The 21,920-nt window shown below is 30.3% G+C and carries 30 protein-coding genes and 1 tRNA gene; 16 read left to right on the top strand and 15 right to left on the bottom strand.

What is annotated here, in order from left to right; translation table 11 throughout:
- Entirely contained in the window at window positions 1-522 is a 522-nt protein-coding gene (locus HA141_RS00710; RefSeq protein ID WP_002805833.1) for a photosystem I assembly protein Ycf3, read from the bottom strand.
- Between the two features lie 118 nt (window positions 523-640).
- Here HA141_RS00710 and HA141_RS00705 point away from each other — a divergent pair, with 118 nt between their 5' ends.
- From HA141_RS00705 to HA141_RS00695, 3 genes are read left to right on the top strand one after another with little or no spacing between them, the layout of a single operon-like run.
- Window positions 641-2,935, top strand: coding sequence for a heavy metal translocating P-type ATPase (locus HA141_RS00705; RefSeq protein WP_209116270.1), 2,295 nt, complete (start codon window positions 641-643; stop codon window positions 2,933-2,935).
- Complete coding sequence (tmk, locus tag HA141_RS00700; RefSeq protein ID WP_209116269.1) at window positions 2,936-3,574, top strand: dTMP kinase; 639 nt, start codon at window positions 2,936-2,938, stop codon at window positions 3,572-3,574.
- Entirely contained in the window at window positions 3,571-4,536 is a 966-nt protein-coding gene (locus HA141_RS00695) for a DNA polymerase III subunit delta' (RefSeq protein ID WP_209116268.1), read from the top strand. The genes tmk and HA141_RS00695 overlap by 4 nt, the downstream gene beginning before the upstream one ends.
- Here the strand turns inward: HA141_RS00695 and HA141_RS00690 are convergent.
- Entirely contained in the window at window positions 4,533-5,315 is a 783-nt protein-coding gene (locus HA141_RS00690) for a response regulator transcription factor (protein ID WP_011862173.1), read from the bottom strand. The genes HA141_RS00695 and HA141_RS00690 overlap by 4 nt on opposite strands.
- A 403-nt stretch (window positions 5,316-5,718) precedes the next feature.
- Here HA141_RS00690 and HA141_RS00685 point away from each other — a divergent pair, with 403 nt between their 5' ends.
- Window positions 5,719-6,078, top strand: coding sequence for a DUF7326 family protein (locus HA141_RS00685; RefSeq protein WP_209116267.1), 360 nt, complete (start codon window positions 5,719-5,721; stop codon window positions 6,076-6,078).
- Between the two features lie 294 nt (window positions 6,079-6,372).
- On the opposite strand, the gene HA141_RS00680 is transcribed toward HA141_RS00685, so the two are convergent.
- The 3 genes from HA141_RS00680 to HA141_RS00670 all read right to left on the bottom strand — a co-directional run bounded on the left by HA141_RS00680 (window position 6,373) and on the right by HA141_RS00670 (window position 7,449).
- Window positions 6,373-6,444 (bottom strand) — tRNA-Asn (locus HA141_RS00680).
- A gap of 49 nt (window positions 6,445-6,493) precedes the next feature.
- A complete protein-coding gene (locus HA141_RS00675) occupies window positions 6,494-7,168 on the bottom strand; it encodes an ABC transporter ATP-binding protein (RefSeq protein ID WP_209116266.1) in 675 nt (224 codons plus the stop codon).
- Between the two features lie 8 nt (window positions 7,169-7,176).
- A complete protein-coding gene (locus HA141_RS00670) occupies window positions 7,177-7,449 on the bottom strand; it encodes a hypothetical protein (protein ID WP_209116265.1) in 273 nt (90 codons plus the stop codon).
- A gap of 154 nt (window positions 7,450-7,603) precedes the next feature.
- On the opposite strand from HA141_RS00670, the gene cysK reads away from it, so the two are divergent.
- Window positions 7,604-8,572, top strand: coding sequence for a cysteine synthase A (gene cysK / locus HA141_RS00665; protein ID WP_209116264.1), 969 nt, complete (start codon window positions 7,604-7,606; stop codon window positions 8,570-8,572).
- Window positions 8,573-8,588: 16 nt separating this feature from the next.
- Window positions 8,589-9,266, top strand: a complete 678-nt coding sequence (locus HA141_RS00660) for a DnaJ domain-containing protein (protein ID WP_209116263.1) — start codon at window positions 8,589-8,591, stop codon at window positions 9,264-9,266.
- A gap of 11 nt (window positions 9,267-9,277) precedes the next feature.
- Here the strand turns inward: HA141_RS00660 and HA141_RS00655 are convergent, their stop codons facing one another.
- The gene (locus HA141_RS00655) at window positions 9,278-9,514 is read right to left on the bottom strand and encodes an NAD(P)H-quinone oxidoreductase subunit O (RefSeq protein ID WP_209116262.1); all 237 of its coding nucleotides are present in this window, start codon (window positions 9,512-9,514) and stop codon (window positions 9,278-9,280) included.
- 136 nt (window positions 9,515-9,650) lie between these two features.
- On the opposite strand from HA141_RS00655, the gene HA141_RS00650 reads away from it, so the two are divergent.
- On the top strand, window positions 9,651-10,577 hold the full coding sequence (locus tag HA141_RS00650) for a TIGR01777 family oxidoreductase (RefSeq protein WP_209116261.1): 927 nt from the start codon (window positions 9,651-9,653) through the stop codon (window positions 10,575-10,577).
- Here the strand turns inward: HA141_RS00650 and HA141_RS09640 are convergent.
- From HA141_RS09640 to HA141_RS00635, 4 genes are read right to left on the bottom strand one after another with little or no spacing between them, the layout of a single operon-like run.
- A complete protein-coding gene (locus HA141_RS09640) occupies window positions 10,528-10,797 on the bottom strand; it encodes a hypothetical protein (RefSeq protein ID WP_245157247.1) in 270 nt (89 codons plus the stop codon). The two genes, HA141_RS00650 and HA141_RS09640, sit on opposite strands and share 50 nt — an antisense overlap.
- Window positions 10,790-11,992: a lipid-A-disaccharide synthase-related protein gene (locus HA141_RS00645; RefSeq protein WP_209116260.1), complete on the bottom strand. Its 1,203-nt coding sequence runs from the start codon at window positions 11,990-11,992 to the stop codon at window positions 10,790-10,792. Before HA141_RS00645 ends, HA141_RS09640 begins: the two co-directional genes overlap by 8 nt.
- Before the next feature lies 1 nt (window position 11,993).
- Window positions 11,994-12,422, bottom strand: a complete 429-nt coding sequence (locus HA141_RS00640) for a tetratricopeptide repeat protein (protein ID WP_025880236.1) — start codon at window positions 12,420-12,422, stop codon at window positions 11,994-11,996.
- Window positions 12,423-12,428: 6 nt separating this feature from the next.
- Window positions 12,429-12,821, bottom strand: coding sequence for a HesB/IscA family protein (locus HA141_RS00635; RefSeq protein ID WP_209116259.1), 393 nt, complete (start codon window positions 12,819-12,821; stop codon window positions 12,429-12,431).
- 99 nt (window positions 12,822-12,920) lie between these two features.
- Between HA141_RS00635 and zds the strand changes: the two genes are divergently transcribed.
- Window positions 12,921-14,375 (top strand): 9,9'-di-cis-zeta-carotene desaturase, encoded by a 1,455-nt coding sequence (gene zds / locus HA141_RS00630; protein WP_209116258.1) that lies wholly within the window; start codon window positions 12,921-12,923, stop codon window positions 14,373-14,375.
- A gap of 3 nt (window positions 14,376-14,378) precedes the next feature.
- Complete coding sequence (locus HA141_RS00625; RefSeq protein WP_209116257.1) at window positions 14,379-14,849, top strand: SRPBCC family protein; 471 nt, start codon at window positions 14,379-14,381, stop codon at window positions 14,847-14,849.
- Here the strand turns inward: HA141_RS00625 and HA141_RS00620 are convergent.
- From HA141_RS00620 to HA141_RS00610, 3 genes are read right to left on the bottom strand one after another with little or no spacing between them, the layout of a single operon-like run.
- Window positions 14,842-15,639 (bottom strand): uroporphyrinogen-III synthase, encoded by a 798-nt coding sequence (locus HA141_RS00620; RefSeq protein ID WP_209116256.1) that lies wholly within the window; start codon window positions 15,637-15,639, stop codon window positions 14,842-14,844. The two genes, HA141_RS00625 and HA141_RS00620, sit on opposite strands and share 8 nt — an antisense overlap.
- Window positions 15,626-16,018, bottom strand: coding sequence for a 30S ribosome-binding factor RbfA (gene rbfA, locus HA141_RS00615; protein ID WP_209116255.1), 393 nt, complete (start codon window positions 16,016-16,018; stop codon window positions 15,626-15,628). Before rbfA ends, HA141_RS00620 begins: the two co-directional genes overlap by 14 nt.
- The gene (locus tag HA141_RS00610) at window positions 16,018-16,227 is read right to left on the bottom strand and encodes a DUF751 family protein (protein WP_002806502.1); all 210 of its coding nucleotides are present in this window, start codon (window positions 16,225-16,227) and stop codon (window positions 16,018-16,020) included. The genes rbfA and HA141_RS00610 overlap by 1 nt, the downstream gene beginning before the upstream one ends.
- 54 nt (window positions 16,228-16,281) lie before the next feature.
- On the opposite strand from HA141_RS00610, the gene HA141_RS00605 reads away from it, so the two are divergent.
- Window positions 16,282-17,007, top strand: a complete 726-nt coding sequence (locus HA141_RS00605) for a glutathione S-transferase (protein ID WP_209116254.1) — start codon at window positions 16,282-16,284, stop codon at window positions 17,005-17,007.
- Here HA141_RS00605 and HA141_RS00600 read toward each other — a convergent pair.
- Complete coding sequence (locus tag HA141_RS00600) at window positions 16,994-17,701, bottom strand: DUF6816 family protein (protein ID WP_209116253.1); 708 nt, start codon at window positions 17,699-17,701, stop codon at window positions 16,994-16,996. The genes HA141_RS00605 and HA141_RS00600 overlap by 14 nt on opposite strands.
- Before the next feature lies 1 nt (window position 17,702).
- Between HA141_RS00600 and HA141_RS00595 the strand changes: the two genes are divergently transcribed.
- Window positions 17,703-17,960: a chlororespiratory reduction protein 7 gene (locus HA141_RS00595; RefSeq protein WP_209116252.1), complete on the top strand. Its 258-nt coding sequence runs from the start codon at window positions 17,703-17,705 to the stop codon at window positions 17,958-17,960.
- Here HA141_RS00595 and HA141_RS00590 read toward each other — a convergent pair.
- The gene (locus HA141_RS00590; RefSeq protein WP_025952223.1) at window positions 17,957-18,514 is read right to left on the bottom strand and encodes a shikimate kinase; all 558 of its coding nucleotides are present in this window, start codon (window positions 18,512-18,514) and stop codon (window positions 17,957-17,959) included. The two genes, HA141_RS00595 and HA141_RS00590, sit on opposite strands and share 4 nt — an antisense overlap.
- A 50-nt stretch (window positions 18,515-18,564) precedes the next feature.
- Here HA141_RS00590 and HA141_RS00585 point away from each other — a divergent pair, with 50 nt between their 5' ends.
- The 5 genes from HA141_RS00585 (at window position 18,565) to petL (ending at window position 21,915) form a co-directional block, all read left to right on the top strand.
- Window positions 18,565-19,491, top strand: a complete 927-nt coding sequence (locus HA141_RS00585; RefSeq protein WP_209116251.1) for a 6-pyruvoyl trahydropterin synthase family protein — start codon at window positions 18,565-18,567, stop codon at window positions 19,489-19,491.
- Complete coding sequence (locus HA141_RS00580) at window positions 19,488-20,138, top strand: RibD family protein (RefSeq protein WP_209116250.1); 651 nt, start codon at window positions 19,488-19,490, stop codon at window positions 20,136-20,138. Before HA141_RS00585 ends, HA141_RS00580 begins: the two co-directional genes overlap by 4 nt.
- Window positions 20,139-20,155: 17 nt before the next feature.
- Complete coding sequence (locus tag HA141_RS00575; protein ID WP_209116249.1) at window positions 20,156-21,310, top strand: GNAT family N-acetyltransferase; 1,155 nt, start codon at window positions 20,156-20,158, stop codon at window positions 21,308-21,310.
- A 61-nt stretch (window positions 21,311-21,371) separates the two neighbouring features.
- On the top strand, window positions 21,372-21,758 hold the full coding sequence (locus HA141_RS00570; protein ID WP_209116248.1) for a DUF4346 domain-containing protein: 387 nt from the start codon (window positions 21,372-21,374) through the stop codon (window positions 21,756-21,758).
- 64 nt (window positions 21,759-21,822) lie between these two features.
- Complete coding sequence (gene petL, locus HA141_RS00565; RefSeq protein WP_011375671.1) at window positions 21,823-21,915, top strand: cytochrome b6-f complex subunit PetL; 93 nt, start codon at window positions 21,823-21,825, stop codon at window positions 21,913-21,915.
- Window positions 21,916-21,920 lie beyond the last annotated feature (5 nt).

Genomic DNA, 21,920 nt, shown 5'->3' with positions numbered 1-21,920 from the left:
TTAGAGATACATATCGATTGAACTTCTTCCTGAGTTTTTCAACCAATTCTCAATATCAAGATACCCACCTGGATATAATCTCACTGCTTTAGACCAAACTTCTGCAGCTTTATCAAACCAAATATCTCTTTGATCTAAATCACCATTTTGCTCTGCATATCTTCCCCTTTTTTCATAGATTAAACCTATATTTTTAAGGCATGATGGCTGTTTGGGATTTTCTACTAATGCTTTTTCATAAGTTTCAATAGACAAATCCTCTTCACCGTTACTCATGTATATTATTGCCATATTTTTTAAAGTCTCACCCCTATCAATTTTATTTTCTTCAAGTAGTAAACTCTCTTTATAATACTCTAATGCTTCCGAATAATCCCCATTATTTTGTGCAGCTAGGCCATCTCTATAATAGATATATGCCTTTTTTTCTTTCTCTGCAATAGGCATTATTTTCACAATAGATTCAGCAATTACAGTAAAAGCTTTATCAATAAAATTGTCTCTGTTTTGATTACTAGGCACTGGTCAAAATCTTATGATATATATAGTAATTTTAAAAATAACTATTTAAAAAGTTTATTACATTTATTATTATAGTTAAAAATAAAGTCAAACATTAATTTGTTTTTAATGTGAAAATATGGAGAGCATTCAATTAAACATAACAGGGATGAAGTGCGGAGGTTGTGTTACTACTGTTGAAAAAATATTAAATAATTCTGATGGTATTGAAAATGTTTCTGTGAACTTACTCACAAACAGTGCATATTTTGAAATTACCCAGAAACATATTGAATTAGAAACAGTTCTCGAAAATCTGAGAGAGAATGGTTTCCCATCAAAGATTTATATAAATGATTTTTCAAAAAAAATAAACCAAGCAGAATTAGAAAAAAAAAAGAAGTGGAATAGTCAATGGAAAAAACTAACTTTCGCCCTATTACTCTTAGTATTTTCAGGTTTAGGTCATCTGGCAGAAGGAAGATACATAAATTTTCCAATATTAGGTAATATATTTTTTCATGCTTCATTGGCAACAATAGCTCTATTATTTCCTGGCAGAGAAATAATTATAAATGGATTTAAATCATTTATAAAAAACCATCCAGATATGGATTCTTTAGTCGCTCTTGGAGTAACTAGCGCATATTCAACAAGTCTTCTATCCTTGGTATTTCCTACCACTGGTTTTCCTTGTTTTTTTAATGAACCAGTTATGCTTTTGGGCTTTATACTAATCGGTCGATTTTTAGAAGAAAGAGCAAGATACCAAACTGGTTCATCCATTGGTGAGTTATTAGATCTTCAACCTGAAATAGCAAATATTTTTACAAAAGATAATCAAATAAAGTCAATAAGAGTAAACACTTTAAGACCTGGTCAAGAAATTCAAGTTTTAGCAGGAGACAGAGTACCTGCTGACTGCATTGTTACTCGCGGTAATTCATATGTTGATGTTTCACATATTACTGGAGAATCCAAACCTATCGAAGTAAAAGCTGGAGAAAATCTATCTAGTGGATCTTTAAATCTTAATTCAACTCTTAGACTTAAAGTAAAAAAAGTCGGAGGAGAATCTTCTCTTGCAAAATTAGTAAGTCTTATTGAGTCTGTGAATGCTAGAAAACCTCGCATTCAAAGACTTGCTGATGAAATTGCAGGCAAATTTACTTACTTTGTCCTTATTTTTGCTACTTTAACTTTTTTCTTTTGGTGGAAAGGAGCAAGAAACATTTGGCCTGATTTATTAAGTCATAATAATGAATTCATCACTCACTCAAGCCACACACTTCATAGTTCGCTTGGTAGTAATGCTGAAAATTTCCTGAGTTTAGCAATTCAATTATCAATTGCAGTTTTAGTAATAGCTTGTCCTTGTGCATTAGGTTTAGCCACCCCAACTGTAATAACTGTCGCATCAGGTAAAGCAGCAAAAAAAGGGGTTTTATTTAAAGGCGGAGACAAAATAGAGATGGCTTCAAAAATTAATCTCATTATTTTTGATAAGACAGGTACTTTAACAAAAGGTAAGCCTTTTATTGTTGATTATAAAAATAATAATGATCATTCATTTTTATTAAGAATAGCTGCCAGTTTAGAAAAGGAAAGCAGGCATCCAATCGCGGATGCCTTAATTCAAGAGGCAAAAAAACAAAATTTGAGTTTATTACCAATAAAAAAAATTTTCACCCATACAGGTCGAGGTATTTCTGGAGAACTTGATTCAATTGATGGACTTATTCATATTGGAAACATTGAATGGCTACTAAGCAAAGGAATAATTATTGATGGTGATGCAAAAAAAATCATTGAAAATGAAGAGACAAAAACGAACACTATCATTGGAGTAAGTATCAAAAATAATTTACTAGGCTTCATTTTATTAGGAGATTTACTCAGAGATGATTCAATTAAAACAGTTCAAAATTTGAGAGAAAACAAATTTAAAATTAATATTTTAAGTGGAGATAGAAAACAAACAGTTTTAGCTTTAGCAAAAAAAATTGGTTGTAAAGAAACAGAAGTGAAATGGGATCTTCTTCCTGAAATGAAATTGAAGACTATAGAAAATTTAAAAATAAATAATAAAGTAGCAATGATTGGTGATGGTATTAATGATGTCCCAGCTTTAGCATCCTCAGACTTGGGAATTGCAGTGGGATCGGGAACTCAAATAGCCAAAGCAAATGCAGATGTAGTAATGATGGGAGATCAACTCAATGGATTACCTTACTCCTTAAATCTTGCAAAAAAAACCATAAGAAAAATAAAGCAAAATCTAACATGGGCTTTTGGTTACAATTTAATAGCTATACCTTTAGCAGCAGGCATTTTATTTCCTAAATACGGTATTCTTCTTACGCCCTCAATAGCAGCATTATTGATGGCTACTAGCTCTATTACAGTTGTAATTAATGCTTTATCTTTGGAGTAAATGAAAGGAAAATTTATTGTTATTGAGGGTATTGATGGATGTGGTAAGACTACCCAAATAGATGAACTATCTAGATGGCTCCCTCATAGTGGTCTAATAAAGAAAGAGTCTAGATTAGTTACAACTAGAGAACCAGGAGGCAGCCTCTTAGGGAAAAAACTTAGAGGACTGATTCTTGATAATAATGAAAATAATAAGCCTTCATCGCTTGCAGAATTATTGCTTTATTCAGCAGATAGAGCTGAACACGTTTCTAAAATTATTTCACCTGCTTTAAAAAACAATGATTGGGTAATAAGTGATAGATTTTCGGACTCTACCCTGGCTTATCAAGGTTATGGAAGAAATATAAATTTAGAAATTATTAAAAATATTGAATCTATTGTATGTCAAGGAGAATCTCCTGATCTGACTTTTTTCTTGGAAATTTCTCCAGAAGAAAGCATATTCCGAAGAAAAAATGAAATTCCAGATAGAATGGAATCAGAGGGTATTAAATTTTTAAAAAAAGTAAATGAAGGCTTTAAAGTAATTGCTAAAGAAAAAAACTGGAAAGTAATATCAGCCTCACAAAATATTAAAACTATTTCTAATCAAATTAAAGAGACCTTACTAAACAATTTTTCTATTAACAAATGATTGAGGGGAAAAAAAATAATTTTTTATTGAATAAAGAAGTTAATACTTGTCTTGACAATATAATTAAGAACAAATCATTAGCTAATGGTTATATATTTTATGGTGCTGAAGGAATAGGTAAAAAGGAAACTGCTCTCCAATTCATAATAAAGATTTTCAAACAATCTTCACTAAGCGAGAATATTGAACAGAGAATTAAAAACAATAACCATCCTGATTTTCTAATTATCGAACCTTCTTCTTTTACAGCTAAAAGTTCAGTTAGTTCTGATCATGAAAAAACAATTAAAAGTGGATCTGAGATTATTAAGATTGCTCAAATACGTAATATCAAAACTTTTCTTGGTCAAAAATCAATAAACTCAGAAAAAAAAATTGTTTTAATTATTGATGCGCACCTCTTAAACGAAGCAGCCTCAAATTGCCTTTTAAAAACTTTAGAGGAACCTAGTAATGGGATTTTTATTTTATTGACATCTAAATTAAACCTCCTCTTAGACACGATCATCTCAAGATGTCAAATAATCAGATTTCGATCCTTCTCTAGTAAGCAAATAAAGTATATTTTGAAAGATTATTTAGATATTTCTAATTTAAATATTAGTCAAAAATTAAAATGTGAAGATTTAATAAACTCTGCAAATGGATCTCCCAATCAATTGTTAAAAAATATTGAAATTTGGAATGATCTTTCAGATGATATTACGAGTAAATTAAATTCTCCAATAAAAAATAGTCTAGAAATATTAGAAATATCTAAATTGATATCTGAAAAATTAGAAATATATCAACAAATTTATTTGGTTAACATAATTCAAACTATTTGGTGGAGAAAAACAAAAAATATTAGTTTAGTTAAAAAACTTGAAAGTTTAAAATATCTTTTAAGAAAAAACATTCAACCAAGGTTGGCATGGGAAATTACCTTTTTAAAAACTTCAATGGAAAATATAAGAAATTAATCTACTGCAGAATTTATTAAATCAGGATTTCTTGCTTGAATAAACTCTTGCCTAGCAGTTTCAACTTGAGAGCCAATAGGTAACTCAAGACAATATCCAGCACCATATACAGTTTTTATATATATGGGCTTACGTGGATCAGGTTCTAATTTAGTGCGTAAATGTCTAATATGAACTCTTATTGTCTCAATATCATCATCAGGCTCATATCCCCATACTTCTTTAAGAATTAGTGCTGGGGATACAGTTTGACCATGTCTCTGCAATAGACAATGAAGTAATTCAAATTCAAGATGCGTTAATCTAACAGGGGATTCAAACCAAATAGCTTCAAATCTTTCTGGCACAAGAGTTAAAGGGCCGTAATTTAATATTTCTTGCTGGTTACTAGAATTCAATTGTGCTCTGTTGGTCCTTCTTAATAACGCTTTTATACGTACATGTAATTCCTCTAGATCAAAAGGTTTAGTAATGTAATCATCTGCCCCAGAATTAAACCCAGTCACTTTGTCTTTAAGGCCGCCCAATGCCGTTATCATCAAAATTGGAATATTTGATGTTCTTTCATCTCTTCTTAGTCGCTGGCATAAAGTTAATCCATCAACACTTGGTAGCATTAAATCTAAGAGTATTAAATCTGGTGAATATTGAAGAGCTAATGCTTGACCTTTAATTCCATCTTCAGCTTTTTGTACATCAAAACCAGAATGTTCTAAATGCCTAGCCACTAAATCACGCATATCACGATCGTCTTCGATTAAGAGGATTGAAATTTTCATGTTTATTAACTATATAAATTAAAGTTAAGTTTTAGTATTACGATTCTCTCAAGAAATTATAAAGATTGCTTATTAAGTGTAAACAATTTTATCAATTAGATTTACTGGATAAATCAGACCCTGCAAGGGATTGGGAAGAAATTACAAATTTTAAAAAAAATTAAATTTTACAATTTCTTTCGATTCTATTTACCTTTTCTTAATAATTAGAGTGATATTAGAAAAAATTTTGTTTAAATCTGAAAGGACTTTCCGCTTCAATATTCATTTTAAAAATATCTAAAAATAAATTAAGTAGTGATTTTAAATTATGAAATGATGGTTTAACTTGAGTTAAAATTTTTGATTTCATCTAAGTGTTTAAAGTAATAATTTTGTCTATATTAAAAAAAATTAAATATCTATGAAAAAAAAATCTATTCTCTATTCTGATTTATCAAAAAAACAACTAGGGAATCTAAAAGAGCTTTACATTCAAAAAAAAGTTGACTCGATGAGTCATCAAGAACTTAAACAATATGTACAAGAAGTTATTTCTCATCAGATAAACGATACTATTGGTAAAGAAGAGGAAATTGAAGCATGGAGAGAAATGTCAGATTTTTTTGGAGAACAATTTGAAATAATTATCTTAGAAATTCAAAAAAAATACCTTGAAGATAAAAACATACTTGAAACTGAAATAGATTCTCAGAAAAAAAGAATAGAATTACTTGAAAGGAATAATTTAGATCAAGAAAAAAAGGATATGTGGGATGACTAAAGTTTCCTGAATGGTGTTATTCAAAAGATATCGAATAAAAAACTAATTTTTTGCTTATGCAATGAATATACAAAATGTTCTAATAACTGTTCTTAAAATATCCAACTTTTATATATTATATGCATATTTATATTTAATTAACTGATTATTTCTATGTTCTATATACTGTACTTAATAATATATTAAATTTGCTTGATCCTATCTTCAATTATCCTTTTTTTAAAAATAGGTCATAAAAACAAAAAAAGTCACTATTTTGAGAGTGACTTTAGAAAACTATTTGAAATGTATAAACTCCCCGGGCGGGATTCGAACCTGCGACCAATCGATTAACAGTCGATCGCTCTACCGCTGAGCTACCGAGGAACATAAGATGAATTTAGCTCTTTGAAGTACCTTATGACAAGTAAAAAAGTTAATTATATTGAAATTTTGATGGTTCTTGCCAGCTAGATAAAAAACCATTTTTCAACTCTGCGACTGCATCAGCATGAGTTAATTCTTCATAACGATGGGTAATCCACAAAGCAGATAAAGGTTTTTTATGGTTGCGTGTAAGATTTTTAATTGTTTTTAAAACTTTTAATTGACTGGTTTGATCAAGTAACGCTGTAGGCTCATCCAAAAGAATAAAATTTTTATCACTAATAAGAGCGCATGCAATAGTTAAGCGTTGTTTTTGTCCACCGCTTAAAGTATGAACTGGCCTTTTTTCAAAACCAGTCATTCCTACCTGATCAAGGACGTTTTTAATTTTTTTATTAATTTCATAATCACACATTTTTTGATTAATATTTATGAGAAGTTCACTCCTGCAATTTGGCATTAATATTTGATGATCAGGGTTTTGAAACACCATTCCAATATTTGCTTTAGAAACAATGACTCCATTTTTAGGTTTAATTATTCCATTAATTAATTTTAAAAGAGTACTTTTACCACTACCGTTTTTACCTACGACCATCCAAAATCCAGGTTCTTTAATTGAGAAGTTACATTTCAAAATTAAATTTTCTTTTTTTCCAGAATATGAAAAGGAAACATCTTCAAATCTAATTTGAGGTATTTCATTTTCAAAAGATTCTCGCATTAATCGTATTAATCTATGTTGAGTGAAAATCCTGGTCTTTTTGCTCCTCCTGCTACTGAGGATTTTTCATATATCTGAACAGAAATGATTTCTTTGGCTCTAACTGCAATTAATTTATCTTGCACCTTGTCACACCTTAATTCGATCAAGTTTGAGGATTCTAAAGTTTCATTCATATAACTTTTTATTTCATCATAAATTCGTTTAACATCATCAAATTCTTTCTTCTGAACTGAAAGTGGAAAAGGTGAATATCTCAGACTTAGTTCAAGCGAATACATAATCATTATAAAAACTACCTTTTATAATAGTAAATATTTTTAAGCAGGAAGTTATTTTAAATTAAATTCTTTTGAGAAAATCATATAAAAGATCTTTAAATACAATTAATATGTATTTAGGAGATTTTATTTTGCAATTTAAAAAATCATTTTCATGGAAATAGCAAATGATATAACTTCTTTAGTTGGAAACACTCCTTTAGTTAGATTAAATAGAATCAAAAAGTATTTTAATTGTTATCCAGAAATCATAGCCAAACTAGAAAGTTTCAATCCATCAGCGTCCGTTAAGGATCGTATCGCTTATTCAATGTTATGTAGAGCTGAAGAAGAAGGATTGATAACACCAGATAAAACAACTTTAATTGAGGCAACAAGTGGGAATACTGGCATCGCATTAGCAATGGTTGCTGCAGCAAAAGGCTATAAATTGATATTAACTATGCCGGATACTATGAGTATTGAGAGAAGGGCAATGTTAAGAGCATATGGAGCGGAATTACAGTTGACACCTGGTAAGGAAGGAATGAAAGGAGCTTTAGATTTAGCGAATGAATTGTCTTTAAGCATTGCAAATAGCTATCAATTTAATCAATTTGAAAACTTTGCTAATCCAGATATTCATGAAAGAACAACTGCTCAAGAAATATGGTCCCAATCCAATAACAATTTAGATGGACTAGTTACTGGAGTAGGCACAGGAGGAACAATTACTGGTTGTGCACGTTTTTTGAAAAAAGTTAATCCAAATTGCAAAATTTATGCTGTAGAGCCTAAAAAAAGTGCTGTGATTTCCGGAGAAAAAGCTGGTTCTCATTCAATTCAAGGAATAGGAGCAGGGTTCGTGCCAAAAGTCCTGAATACTAAATTAATTGATGAAATTATAAAAATAGATGATGATGAAGCATTTTATTATGGGCGTTTATTGGCTCGATTGGAAGGTCTTTTATCAGGCATAAGCAGCGGTGCAGCTTTAGCTGCAACAATAAAAATCGGGGAAAGGAAAGAACTCATGAATAAAAGATTGGTAGTAATTCTTCCAAGTTTTGGGGAAAGATATTTATCAACAGCAATGTTTGAATCAAATACATTAATTCAAGCAAGAAAAGATGGTTATCTTTAATCACTGATTTATAAAAATGGAAAAAAATTTATATGAAGAATTAGGCCTCAAAAAAAATGCAACCAAAAGTGAAATTAAATCTTCATATCGCTCTTTAGTTAAGCAACATCATCCAGATGCAGGCGGCAAGAAAGAACGATTTCTTGCAATACAAAATGCCTGGGAAATTCTAAATGACCCTATCAAAAAGAAACAATACGATAGCAGTTTTTCCTTTTCCAGTTCATCATTTGATTCATTAAATGAAAATTGGGAAGAGAAATTTAATTCAAAAAAACATAATTCTTCAATTAAGGACAAAGAAGTTGAAACATGGATTAAAGAAATTTATAGTCCGATAAATAAATTAATTAGTCAAATCATTAAACCTTTGAATAACGAGATAAAAGAACTATCTGCGGATCCATATGATGACGAACTAATGGAAAATTTTTGCAGTTATATTATTCTTTCACAAAAGAAAATAGAAAAAGTTGAAAAAATTTATAACAAAAAAATAGTTCCAAAGTCTATTTCAGCTTTAGGCCTCGATCTTTATCATTGTTTTTCACAAGTTAAAGATGCGCTATCAGAATTTGATAGATATACACAAGGATACGTAGATAATTACTTATTTGATGGCAAAGAAATGATCAAAGAAGCAAAAAGAATACAATCAAAGATGTCTATAGAGAAAAAAAATAAAAACTTTTAGATATAAAAATTTTATTGAGTATGTTCTTTAAGTTGATCTAATTTGAACCAAACATCTGGAACAGGTCTGCGCCATCGAACCTGAGCATATTCGTCTTTGACTGAAAGAATCTCTCCAGGACCCTCAAAGACATAATTGGGTAGATCATCATCACTGGCTAGCGCTTCGATACTTTTTATATAATTTTCTCTATCGACAAAAACTAAGCTTCCTTTCTTGAGAGGTTTCTTTGGAATAGAATCTGTCATAGTAAATTCAAGAAAGTTACTTAAATTCCATTATACAAAAACTTGTTTGAAAACTATCGAAAAAAATTTATACCGGAATAATAATTACAAACGTTTAAAAAATTTAATAGCCTTGAATGATAAACATTTATAAGATATGCGTCTTTTACTACTTGGCTGCACTGGATTTGTTGGTAAAGAATTAGTACCAACACTGCTCAATGAAAATCACGAAATATACATTGTAAGTAGAAAACCCATTAGTAAATTAAAGATTGATTTAGATTTCAATAAGTTTAAATTTTTTCAAATAGATTTATCAAAAGAAAAAAACTGGAATAACGAAAATCTTCTAAATGTTTTAAGAGAGACAGATGGAATTATTAACTTGATGGGAGAACCAATAGCAGAAAAAAAATGGACTTCTGAACAAAAACAGGAGATTGAAAATAGTCGTATTAACACCACGAAATTTATGATGAAGACCCTTAAAAATTTAAAAATAAACCCAAAAGTTATTATAAATGGATCAGCTATAGGTTATTACGGTACAAGTTTGTCTAGTGAATTCACTGAAAATAGTCTTGGAGGGAAAGACTTCTTATCTAATCTTTGCAAGAAATGGGAAGCGGTCGCCGCTGAAAAACCATTTTTCTCAAGGTTAGTTATTTTTAGAATTGGAATTGTTCTAGAGAAAGATGGAGGAGCATTAGGAAAAATGCTCCCTATATTTAAAGTTGGATTAGGTGGACCAATTGGAGATGGTAAGCAATGGATGAGTTGGATTCATAGAACTGATTTATGTGCATTAATTATTCAAGCATTAGTTGATAAAAAGTATTCGGGAGTATTTAATGCTGTTGCACCAAATCCAGTATTAATGAGAGAATTTTCTCAGACTTTAGGCAAATGTCTGAATAGACCTAATTTACTTCCAGTGCCTGGAGCGGTTTTAAAAATATTGTTAGGAGATGGAGCGAAAGTTGTTTTAGAAGGACAAAAAGTAATTAGCAGTAAAATCAAAAATTATAATTTTAAATATCCTCTTCTTGAGAAAGCAATTTACGCCTCCACCAAGAAATAATTCCGTTTACTAAGGCACCAATAATAAGAATTGTTATCAATGGAACTATAAGAGGATTCCAAACTATCTGAATAAAATTTATAAAAATAAATATTCCATTAAATTGCATGATGATTGCAAAAATAAAAAATACTGCAAAAAAAATGACTATAAATAAATTTATTAATAACAAATTATCGATAATTTGTTTTAACTTATTTTGATAATTCACCTTAGTCATTTTTTTTATCAATATTCATATCATCAACCATTTTAAGACAAGCTTTGTTTTCACCTAGTCTTTTTTTAGCATTTTCATCACATGAGATCATAAACTTCTTATTTAGCTTTATAAGATATATTATTTTTATGATCAATTTTATTGTCTGATTGATTTGATCATTTTTGTCTTTAAAATTACTGGCACAAAAAACATATTTTCCAAGCAAACGTCTTTGCGCTTCTGCAAAAGTTTTTGTAAATTGTGGACCTTTACCTTCTATCTGAATAACCGGTTTTCCTAATCCAATCGCTTGCTCTGCTGCTGTTCCTGCCATGCTAATACAGCATCTACTTTTCAATAATATTTTGTCAAAATTATTCCAATATATATTCACTTCTAAAAATTTATATTGGAATTTAAAGAGATTATTATCTTTTATGTTTTCTGTTTTTAACCATCCTCTTTTTTGAAATATTTCCTTTATTTTTGATGAAGATAGAGCATTAACTATTGCAAAATTAAACTGAATTTTTTGAAAATATCTTAAATCTGACAATGCCTCTAATACCTCTAAAATCAAAATAAAATTATCTAAAATCTCAGGGAATCTACTTCCTGGAAATAATCCAATACTAAATTCATCTTTATTTAATTCTTTTTTTCTAGGAAAAAACTTATCCATAAATGGGTTGCCTAAAAAAGAGACTTTCTTTTTTAATTGCAATGTTAAATCATTAGCTGTAAGGGAATCTCTCGTATATATTTTTTTTGCTTTTTGTGAGAGCAAGAAAAATTTAGAAGGCCATGGTAATTTCAACTTCCCTTCATAATGGCTGGAATAAGCAACTAGATATGTAAAAAAATCTTTCTTACAAACCCATGCAAAAAAAACTGGCACAATATCTCCAACTACAAAAAAATAATCATATTTTTGTCTTATTTTAAAAGTTAAATATAATCTTTTTATAAGATAAAATATTTCTCCTCCTAATATCTCAGTAAGCCTTCCCTTAAAAGAATTATAACCAATTCCTCCAGTTCTAAATTCCTTAGTTTTACCTATAATCTTAATTTTTTCTTTTTCGTAATGGTTTCCCATACCAACAATTGGCAAAGCATGAACAGAATAACCACTTTTTACGAATTGTTTAGCTATTAAACTTCCAGATAGATCTTCTCCATGCCCATTACTTAAAATTAAAATCTTAAACAATTTAAAATTCCAACCATTTTTTGACTTTTGTTAACTCAGGCCAATCTGGATATCTACTTAATCCGTCTTCAACAGATTCTTTCAACTCACTTTTCACATCTGGCATCATCATAGACATTTTTTTTATTAACTCAATATGATCCCTAACACCTTTATTATTGGTAGCCAAAAGAGCTAAAGACAAATTCATTCTTGCTTGTGGATCTTGCTGATTTAATCGAACAGCTTGTCTGGCAGCTGACAAAGCTTCTTCATTATTTTTCAAGAGTAATTGAAGCCATGATAAACAAGTCCAAGCAGCAAAATGATTTGGAATTTGCTGTATAATTTTTTGAAAATCTTGAACTATTGGAATTAAATCTTGCCCTGCTTTATATCTTGATAAAGCTGCATTAAAATCCTCTTCGATGGGATTAATTTCGTTATTCATTATTTATTAAACTGCAAAAGAGCTTCCACAACCGCAAGTTTGAGAGGCATTCGGATTTACAAAATTAAAGCCACCTCCAATTAATTCCTTACTAAAATCTAACTGCATTCCATAAATATATAAAAGACTTTTAGGATCACAAACAACTTGAAAGCTTTGATCAACTTTTAATGAATAATCATAAACTTTATCATCGGGATTTATTTCATCAGTTCCTATAAAATCCATCGTATAACTCATCCCACTACAACCGCCAGATCTTACTCCTACCCTTAGTGCTTTTTTATCACTTTGGCCATTCAATAAATTTGAAATTTGTTCTATAGCATCATTCGTAATTAAGATACCTTTGCCATCATCAGAATTTTTAATTTCCTGTTTAACTTCTACATTTTCCATAAACAAGGGTTTTCTACTATTTATAATATAAAAACTTAATCGATAGGATGCATAGAACAAACATTATCCAAACTTGATTTGTTATAATTCTAAGAAAAAGTGAAAATTGCAATAGTTGGTTCTGGATTAGCTGGTCTTACAGCAGCAGTCAATTTAGTTGATGAAGGCCATGAAGTAGAAATCTACGAGAGCAGGTCATTTTGGGGAGGTAAAGTTGGAAGTTGGGAAGATAAGGATGGCAACCACATAGAGATGGGTTTACATGTATTTTTTTACAATTATGCAAATCTTTTTAAATTAATGAAAAAAGTGGGAGCTCTAGACAATTTACTCCCGAAAGATCATACTCATCTATTTATCAATAATGGTGGTAATTTAAAATCATTAGACTTCAGATTCCCTTTAGGTGCTCCATTTAACGGACTTAAAGCTTTTTTTACCACCGAACAACTTTCTTGGGTAGATAAGTTCAGAAATGCCTTAGCTTTAGGGACAAGTCCAATCGTTAGAGGATTGATTGACTATGAAGGCGCAATGAAAATAATTAGAGATCTAGATAGAATTAGTTTTAAAGAATGGTTTTTAAACCATGGTGGAAGTGAAAAAAGTTTAGAAAGAATGTGGGATCCTATCGCCTATGCATTAGGTTTTATTAATTGCAAAGATATTTCAGCAAGATGCATGCTAACTATATTCATGATGTTTGCTTCAAAAACAGAAGCCTCAAAACTTAATCTTTTAAAAGGTTCCCCACATAAGTGGTTAACGCAACCTATAGTCGACTACATCGCAAACAAAGGAGCAAAAATACATCTTAACCATAAGGTAGAAGAAATCATTTATGAAAAGGAATCTTCCTCTTATTCAGTAAATCAATTAAAAATATCTTCTCCTGAAGGAATTAAGGCAGTGTTTGCAGATAAATTTCTAGCTGCCTGTGATGTTCCTGGAATAAAAAAAATAATTCCAAAAGAATGGTATCAATTTAAAGAATTTGAAGGTTTAAAAAAACTTAGAGCTGTAGCTGTTGCCACAATCCAATTAAGATATGACGGTTGGGTTACTGAATTACAAAAAGATAACACTGGAAACGAACCAATTGGACTAGATAACCTTCTTTATTCTGCTGATGCCTCTTTCAGTTGTTTTGCTGATTTAGCACTAGCAAGTCCAACAGACTATAGAAAAAAAGATATGGGATCGCTTCTCCAATGTGTTTTAACTCCTGGGGATAGATGGATGGGAAGATCCACAGAAAGAATTACAAAAGAAATTGATAAAGAGGTTCGCCGTCTATTCCCATCCTCAAAAAACCTTAAATTGCTTTGGAGTAATGTGGTACAAATTCCGCAATCACTCTATAGAGAAGCTCCCGGTATGGAACCTTTCAGACCCGATCAAAAAACATCTATATCTAATTTCTTCATGGCTGGTAGTTATACAAAACAAGATTATATAGACTCTATGGAGGGAGCTACAATGAGTGGTCATTTAGCTGCCGCCGCGATTTTAGAGAAGAAAGCCAAATTAGCAAAAAATCTTGCAGTAAGTTAAGTAATGGGTACTTGGCTAAAACATGACGTAATAACAGTTGTTAATGCGCCTCTTGAAAATGTATGGGACACATGGAGCGATTTAGACTCAATGTCACTTTGGATGAGCTGGATTGAATCTGTAAAAACAGTTGACGAAGAAACTAATACGTTGCCAGATTTAACAGAATGGACTTTAGCTGCAAATGGCTTTAGGTTTAAATGGAAAGCTCAAATTACAGAAAGGGTTGAAAAAAGCAAACTTAAATGGAAATCAATAGGAGGTTTACCAACTGAGGGATCAGTCGTTTTCGAAAGTAAAACTGATCAAATCACAACGGTAAATTTATCAATAACTTATGAACTACCAAAAATGATTGCTCGATTTATGGAAGAAAATATTTTAGGCAAAATGGTTACAAACGAATTACAGACCAATATTGATAGGTTCAAAGATTTAGTTGAAAAGAACTATACAAAAAATTTTTCTAATTAAAAATATTAATTGCTACATCTAGTAGTCCTTCAAAAGTATATTTTTGTGCCTGACTATCAACTCTTCCAAAAATCTTGTTACATATTTTTGTTGTCTGAGGTCCAATAGTTAATAACTTAATTTGATCAAAAAATTCTAACCATTGTTTACCAAGTTTTTTTTCTAGTAAAAAAGCAGCATTTACTACGGTTTTACCGCTTGAGAAAATAATTGCATCGACTTTTCGATTAGAAATAATATCAATTGTTTCTTCCGGAATTGATTCGGGACATCTAGTTTCATATGCAGCAACCTCAAATACACGAGAACCAGCCTTTCTAAATTGATCTGCGATTAAATCCCTACCACCTGTTTGAACTCTTGGTACAAAAACTCGTAGTCCATAACCAGATACTGGGAAATTATCAATTAAACTTTCAGCAACAAATTCTGGAGGTATGAAATCAGCCTTAATCCCAAAATCATCAAGAGTTTTTGAGGTTTTTTCTCCGACTACGGCGATTTTTGTTTTTTTAGAACATTCTTTTAATGAACTATTAAAATATCTAAGTCTTTTATCCACAAATTTGATCCCATTACTACTGGAAAAAATAATCCAATGAAAATCATTTATTTGATTTAATGCTTCATCAAGAGGATTCAAATCATCAGGATCAGCAATACTTATTGCAGGTAAATCAAATACATTAGCGCCCTTGCTTATGAATATCTTTTTTATATCCAATATCCCTTCTTTTGATCGAGTAATAATTATATTTCTTTGATCAAGGGGTAGATCAACTTTTGACATCCTTGTCCTCAACATTATGATTTTGATTTTTATTTTTTAATTCATCGAGAAGTTTCAAGACTGATAATCCTTTATCAAGAACAACATCGTCTTTAAAAATTATCTCTGGAACTCTTCTCATTTCAATTCTTTTTCCTAAACTATGCCTTATAGAGCTTTTAGCAGTATTCAAGTTTGATACAATTTCTTTCTTCACTTTCTCTTGAGCAGTTGAAGTTATATAAATTTTACAGTGTTGCAAATCACCTGATAAATCAATCTTAGAAATATTGACGAAATGATCTCTAATAAGATCATTTTCTAAATCATTCTGCAAAATAAGGGTTATTTCTTTCTTCAAAAGAGAAGAAACTTTTGCAAGACGGTAATTATTTGGCATTATGGTTGTAAATTTATTGGGTTTGTCATCGCTTGCAAGACAAAATAAACAGTTATGAAAGCACTTAAGACAGAAGATATCAAACCTACTATTGTGAGTGGATTCGATCTATTCTTGAATAAAGGTTCAAGCAAAGCAACAAGTCCCCCAACAATGATAGATATCAAATACTTTGGATATCTCGCAACATTAGAGAAAAATTCGCCCATCAGCTCCACAAATAGATTACTTTTTTAGCTAAGTTTTAACAAACATTAAACAGCATGATTACATTATATCAATTTAGGCATAGTGCTTTTTGTTTAAAAACAAGAATGGCTCTTCATGCAAAAAAACTACAATATCGAGTTGAAGAAGTAACGCCTGGAATAGGCCAATTTGAAATCTTTAAATTATCAGGTCAAAAACAAGTACCTGTAATAGTCGATAGTAATGATCAAGTTATTAATGACTCTTCAACTATTTGCGAATATATAGATAAAAAAAATGAAAACAATCCACTTTTTCCGGAGGATCCAATATTATTTGCACAATGCAAACTAATTGAAGACTGGGCAGATACTACAATGGCTACAACTTGTAGAAAAGCTTTAATAAAATCTGCAATAGAAAATCCACAGCTAAGAACTGCATTACTTCCAGATGAAATACCTTCTACAGTTAAAAATATTGTTGATAAATTACCTTTTGAAAATCTTAGTAAAATTTCTAATGTAGTTTTGTCTTCTAAAGATAATTTAGAACTCCAAAAATTACTGGAAGTTTTATCAAAATCCTTGATCAACAAAAAATATTTAGTTGGAGATAGTTTATCAATTGCAGATATCTCAATTGCTGCTCAATTATCCCTTATTAAATTTCCAAAGTCTGCAGGACCAATTCTTTCAGGAGAGGGGAGCCAAGAATATATAAACAACCCTTATTTAGAAAATCTTTTCATTTGGAGGAACAACTTAGAAGAATATCTTTTCAGTGCTAACTCTCAATAAATTCAAACTTCAATTTATATTTATTTGTTTTGATAGCATGAATAGAAGGATCACCAACTTTTGAACCATAAGAAGCAACATATTGTACTCCACAAATTGATGGTTTGATTGAATTATCAACTTCCAATATTTCTTCGGAACATTTTTGAAATTTACTAATGGTCTCTACCTGATTAATCCTTGAAGCACCAGGCTTATGTGCTGTTTGTATAACTAGCTCATCTGCGAAAAAAATATCATTATCTTGGATCTGATTTCTCCCTGTAATTCTTGAATCAATATAAAAATCATCTTTTAAATAAGTAATTTGGTTATTAATAGATTGAGGATCATTTACAACCTTGATTAAGTTTTCACCAAATATTGCTTTTCCAATAGATTCAGAATTTTTTGCACGATTACCAACAATTAAATCTGAATCATTCTTAAAGAAATTTACTTTATAAATAACTGGCTCTTCTGAATCATTAACTATATCTTGAGAAGTAACAAGCCAATTACCCTCGAACCATTTAGGATAAATTAAATCCTTAGAAGTATCTGAAAATTTAAAATTTGGTAAATATAATTCTGGCCATTGATTTACACGATTTTCCAAAAACTCTCGTACGTTAGAATCTACTAGAGCAAAAGAACTTTCTAAAAAAATTCCTTGAAAAATCAAGCAAAGAATTAATCCAAGAAGAATTTTCATTATGTCAAATCCACTAATAAGATCATCAGACCATTATGTATTATTAGAGCCAGATTCAAAGGAAAAAATTGTATCAAAGCAAGAAGCAATTTTATGGTTGAAGAATTGGCTTAGTAAGACAGAAACACAAACAATATATCAAAATATAGAAGATCCTGATCAGGAATTTTTTGAAGAATTATTGGAAAGCACTTATGAATTAGAAATAAAATTAGGATACGTTATCAAATGGTTTGCAGTAAGAATTGAACCAGATTAACTGATTATTTCTTTATGAATTGCATTAATTATTTTCATAGCAACTTCTTCAATATTTTCTTTTTTTACTTGAATTCTTAAATCTGCTTGAGAATACAAATTTTCTCTAGATTGAAAAATACTCATATATAGATCATTTAGATTCTTTCCCTGAAGAAGTGGCCTATTTTCAATTTCATTTTTCAATCTTTCAATTGCTATATCTTTGTCGAGATCTATCCAAGCAATTATTCCCTGTCTTAAGATTCCCCAGTTTTCCGATTTGGTAACTATTCCTCCCCCAGTTGAGATTACTAATGAAGGAATTTTAATAGTTTCTTTAAGGCAGTTTGCTTCTAATTCGCGAAAATTATCTTCTCCTTCATCCTTAAAAATTTGATTAATAGATTTTTTTGCCAACTTCTCTATTAATGAATCTAAATCAATGTATTTATACTTCAATAATTCAGCCAGCTTCAAACCAGTTTGTGACTTGCCAGAACCCATCATTCCTATTAAAAATATGCTTCTGCCCTTAATAGCATGAACTGTTTTTTCGATAATGGATTGTTCCATAAAGACAAAAGCGTATTTAAAACCTTAAGATAGTATTATCGCAGACAGGTATGACTTCTACACAATCCAAACCATCTCATGGAAAAGGACGTGAATGCGTCATAACTCGACGTGCCTGCTTTAGTTCTAGTCACCGTTATTGGCTTCCTGAAAAAAGCCCAGAAGAAAATTTATCTCTTTTTGGAAAGTGCAGTATTGCACCAGGTCATGGTCATAATTATGAACTTATTGTTTCAATGGGTGGAGAACTAGACTCTGATGGAATGGTACTTAATCTCTCTGATGTAAAACACTCTATTAAAGATAAGGTTACTGGACAATTAGATTTTCGTTTCTTAAATGATGTCTGGCCTGAATTTAATGTTAATAATCAAGAGGGTATACTTCCCACAACTGAAGCATTAGTAAATGTCATTTGGAGTCGTCTGAAGGATGATTTACCTCTTACAAGTCTAAGACTTTATGAAAACCCAAATTTATGGGCAGATTATTTTGGAAAAAACATGGAAGCATTTTTAACAGTACAAACTCATTTTGCAGCCGCTCATAGACTTGCAAAAGAAGAGATATCCTTTGATGAAAATAAAAAAATCTATGGGAAATGTGCCAGAGTTAATGGACATGGCCATAACTATCTTGTAGATATAACTGTAAAAGGAGATATTGATAAAAGAACAGGAATGGTTTGCGACTTATCTGCCCTCCAAGAGATAATTAACGATTTAGTTGTTGAACAACTAGATCATACTTTTCTTAATAAAGACATCGAATTTTTCCATAATTGTGTTCCAACTGCTGAAAATATAGCTTTATATATTTCTGATATTCTTAAAAAACCAATACATAATCTTGGTGCAACATTACACAAAATAAGACTCCAAGAGAGTCCAAATAATGCTGCAGAAATTTATGTTGATCAAAAGTTGACCAATTCGTTGAAGTTGAAACTGGAAAATAGTTTAGTCACGCAAACTTGAATATCCCGAGAGTAATTATTGTTATAGCATCAAGTCTTGATGGGAGAATTGCATTTCCTGGAGGTGGAGAATCGCATCTTGGGAGTGATGAAGATAAAAAAATATTAAATCAAAACTTATCAATGGTTGACGCCACCATTTTTGGTTTAGGTACTTTAATAGCTCATCAATCAACTTACCTAGTTAAAAATCTCACTGCTAATAACGAAGTAAATATATCAAAAAGCCAACCAATTTCTATTGTTGCTTCAAATAGCAAAAAATTTAACAGTAATTGGAAATACTTTCGTCAACCAATTAGAAGATGGCTAATAAGCTCAAGTAAAGTTGATAATTCGTCGAATAATGAATTCGAGAAAGAACTCTTTTTCGAAGATTCATGGAAAAAAACTTTAATTTCACTTCAAAAACAAGGGATAAATAAATTAGCTCTTTTAGGAGGTGCAAAACTTATAAATTCATTTATAAAAGAGGATCTAATAACAGATATCAAAATTACAATTATTCCACGAATTATTGGAGGTAGATATACATGGATCCCTCCTGAACAAACAAATGCAATTTTTAATCTCAAAAGGCTATGGGAAATAAAATCAATTAAAAATTTAATGAATAATGAAATCCATGTTCATTACAAAAAGATTTGAAATAGTTTCAATAATAAATGAACGAAAAAATACATAAAGTTGAAGTCAAATTGTCAATTAAGGAAATCTCCAAGGAGATATGGAATGAATTAGCAAATGAAATTAATAATCCATTTTATGAATGGACTTGGATTAAAAACCTTGAGATTTCTAAAAGTGTTTCAAGAGAAACTGGGTGGCAGCCTCTATATTTTATTGCTTATAAAAATGAAGAAATACTTGGAATTGCCCCACTTTTTTTAAAAAATCATAGCTATGGAGAATTCATTTTTGATCAATCATTTGCGAGATTGGCTCAAGAGCTGAATTTAAATTATTACCCTAAATTAATTGGAATGAGTCCTTATAGTCCTGTAAATGGATATCAATTTCTTTATAAAAAAAATAAAGATAAGAAAGAAATTACAAATTTACTTATAAACCATATCGAAAGCTTTGCGATTAGAAACAAAATCCTAAGTTGTAATTTTTTATATATTGATGAAAGCTGGGGCAACCATCTTAAATCTTTGGGATACTATGAATGGATAAACTCCAGTAGTGAATGGAGGAGTAATGGAGAAAAAACATTCGACGATTTCCTTTCTAGATTTAACTCTAATCAGAGAAAAAATATAAAAAAAGAGAGGAAATCAATTACTAAACAAGATATTAAAGTAGAAATTTTTAATGAAGATTCTATCAACCAAGAAATCCTCAAAAAAATGCATAATTTTTATGAACAGCATTGTTCGAGGTGGGGAGTTTGGGGAAGTAAATATCTAACATCTACATTTTTCGAAACACTTGTTGATAATAAAAAAAATCTTTTACTTTTTAGTGCATCAAAACATGATTCAAATGAAATTTTTGCTATGTCTATGTGCGTTAAAAATCAAAACAACTTATGGGGTAGATATTGGGGTAGTCAAGAAGAAATATCTAATTTACATTTTGAATTATGCTATTACCAGCCAATTGAATGGGCAATAAAAAATAGTATCCATTTGTTTGATCCTGGAGCGGGTGGTAAACATAAAAGACGGAGAGGTTTTTTTGCAAAAAGCACCGTTAGCATGCATAAGTGGTTTGACAAAAATATGGAAAATATAATTTATCCTTGGCTAAATGAAGTGAATAAACAGACCGAGATGGAAATTGATTTTGAAAATAAATCTATACCCTTTAAATAAAAAATTATTCGGCTTTACCAAAGATTATATTAGTAATATAGTTTTTTATTAACTTCTAAGAATGGATTCTAAGAACAGTTTCGATGAAAAAACAATGATTGATAATAACCTATCCAACCGATATATAGATTTAGATCCAAACGGTTATTTTATTATCAAAGTAGATTTAGAACAAAATAAAATAATTTTAGAGCACTTTCTAAATAACATCGATGAGGAAGGCTATGCCCTTGACCCAGAAACAAATGAACCAATTAAATGCGACTCTCAAAATAAAAGAGTTAGTAATGAAGTTTTTAAAGGTATTAGTGCGAAACAACTTGGAATAATGATCACTGAAGAAAGAAATGACTTAATAACCAGATTCGACCATGCCCTATATTTAGGCCGGGAACTACAAAAAGCAGAAGAATGTTTGTACAAAAGATTAACATATATCCAAGATTAAGAAATTAAACGAAAAAATCTAATCTTTTCATCTGATGTTAAATTAAATAAAAATAAAAACATTAATGAACATCATTTTCTATTTTGCATTTATTGGTTTTGGTTTTGGAGCTGCTTTCGCATTAGATAAGCTCTTAAGAGCAGTTAAATTAATTTAAAAAAA

The organism is Prochlorococcus marinus XMU1402 (assembly GCF_017696205.1).
GTDB lineage: Bacteria > Cyanobacteriota > Cyanobacteriia > PCC-6307 > Cyanobiaceae > Prochlorococcus_A > Prochlorococcus_A marinus_AC.
The sequence above is the reverse complement of the archived record's forward strand: the minus strand, read 5'-3'. Positions and strand labels throughout refer to the sequence as shown.

What these genes read in the sequence shown, in the direction of transcription:
- HA141_RS00705 (WP_209116270.1), top strand. Translation starts at nt 641, where the DNA reads ATGGAGAGCATTCAATTAAACATAACAGGGATGAAGTGCGGAGGTTGT.
- tmk (WP_209116269.1), top strand. Translation starts at nt 2,936, where the DNA reads ATGAAAGGAAAATTTATTGTTATTGAGGGTATTGATGGATGTGGTAAG.
- HA141_RS00695 (WP_209116268.1), top strand. Translation starts at nt 3,571, where the DNA reads ATGATTGAGGGGAAAAAAAATAATTTTTTATTGAATAAAGAAGTTAAT.
- HA141_RS00690 (WP_011862173.1), bottom strand. Translation starts at nt 5,315, where the DNA reads ATGAAAATTTCAATCCTCTTAATCGAAGACGATCGTGATATGCGTGAT.
- HA141_RS00685 (WP_209116267.1), top strand. Translation starts at nt 5,719, where the DNA reads ATGAAAAAAAAATCTATTCTCTATTCTGATTTATCAAAAAAACAACTA.
- HA141_RS00675 (WP_209116266.1), bottom strand. Translation starts at nt 7,168, where the DNA reads ATGCGAGAATCTTTTGAAAATGAAATACCTCAAATTAGATTTGAAGAT.
- HA141_RS00670 (WP_209116265.1), bottom strand. Translation starts at nt 7,449, where the DNA reads ATGTATTCGCTTGAACTAAGTCTGAGATATTCACCTTTTCCACTTTCA.
- cysK (WP_209116264.1), top strand. Translation starts at nt 7,604, where the DNA reads ATGGAAATAGCAAATGATATAACTTCTTTAGTTGGAAACACTCCTTTA.
- HA141_RS00660 (WP_209116263.1), top strand. Translation starts at nt 8,589, where the DNA reads ATGGAAAAAAATTTATATGAAGAATTAGGCCTCAAAAAAAATGCAACC.
- HA141_RS00655 (WP_209116262.1), bottom strand. Translation starts at nt 9,514, where the DNA reads ATGACAGATTCTATTCCAAAGAAACCTCTCAAGAAAGGAAGCTTAGTT.
- HA141_RS00650 (WP_209116261.1), top strand. Translation starts at nt 9,651, where the DNA reads ATGCGTCTTTTACTACTTGGCTGCACTGGATTTGTTGGTAAAGAATTA.
- HA141_RS09640 (WP_245157247.1), bottom strand. Translation starts at nt 10,797, where the DNA reads ATGACTAAGGTGAATTATCAAAATAAGTTAAAACAAATTATCGATAAT.
- HA141_RS00640 (WP_025880236.1), bottom strand. Translation starts at nt 12,422, where the DNA reads ATGAATAACGAAATTAATCCCATCGAAGAGGATTTTAATGCAGCTTTA.
- HA141_RS00635 (WP_209116259.1), bottom strand. Translation starts at nt 12,821, where the DNA reads ATGGAAAATGTAGAAGTTAAACAGGAAATTAAAAATTCTGATGATGGC.
- HA141_RS00625 (WP_209116257.1), top strand. Translation starts at nt 14,379, where the DNA reads ATGGGTACTTGGCTAAAACATGACGTAATAACAGTTGTTAATGCGCCT.
- HA141_RS00620 (WP_209116256.1), bottom strand. Translation starts at nt 15,639, where the DNA reads ATGTCAAAAGTTGATCTACCCCTTGATCAAAGAAATATAATTATTACT.
- rbfA (WP_209116255.1), bottom strand. Translation starts at nt 16,018, where the DNA reads ATGCCAAATAATTACCGTCTTGCAAAAGTTTCTTCTCTTTTGAAGAAA.
- HA141_RS00610 (WP_002806502.1), bottom strand. Translation starts at nt 16,227, where the DNA reads ATGGGCGAATTTTTCTCTAATGTTGCGAGATATCCAAAGTATTTGATA.
- HA141_RS00605 (WP_209116254.1), top strand. Translation starts at nt 16,282, where the DNA reads ATGATTACATTATATCAATTTAGGCATAGTGCTTTTTGTTTAAAAACA.
- HA141_RS00600 (WP_209116253.1), bottom strand. Translation starts at nt 17,701, where the DNA reads ATGAAAATTCTTCTTGGATTAATTCTTTGCTTGATTTTTCAAGGAATT.
- HA141_RS00595 (WP_209116252.1), top strand. Translation starts at nt 17,703, where the DNA reads ATGTCAAATCCACTAATAAGATCATCAGACCATTATGTATTATTAGAG.
- HA141_RS00590 (WP_025952223.1), bottom strand. Translation starts at nt 18,514, where the DNA reads ATGGAACAATCCATTATCGAAAAAACAGTTCATGCTATTAAGGGCAGA.
- HA141_RS00585 (WP_209116251.1), top strand. Translation starts at nt 18,565, where the DNA reads ATGACTTCTACACAATCCAAACCATCTCATGGAAAAGGACGTGAATGC.
- HA141_RS00575 (WP_209116249.1), top strand. Translation starts at nt 20,156, where the DNA reads ATGAACGAAAAAATACATAAAGTTGAAGTCAAATTGTCAATTAAGGAA.
- HA141_RS00570 (WP_209116248.1), top strand. Translation starts at nt 21,372, where the DNA reads ATGGATTCTAAGAACAGTTTCGATGAAAAAACAATGATTGATAATAAC.
- petL (WP_011375671.1), top strand. Translation starts at nt 21,823, where the DNA reads ATGAACATCATTTTCTATTTTGCATTTATTGGTTTTGGTTTTGGAGCT.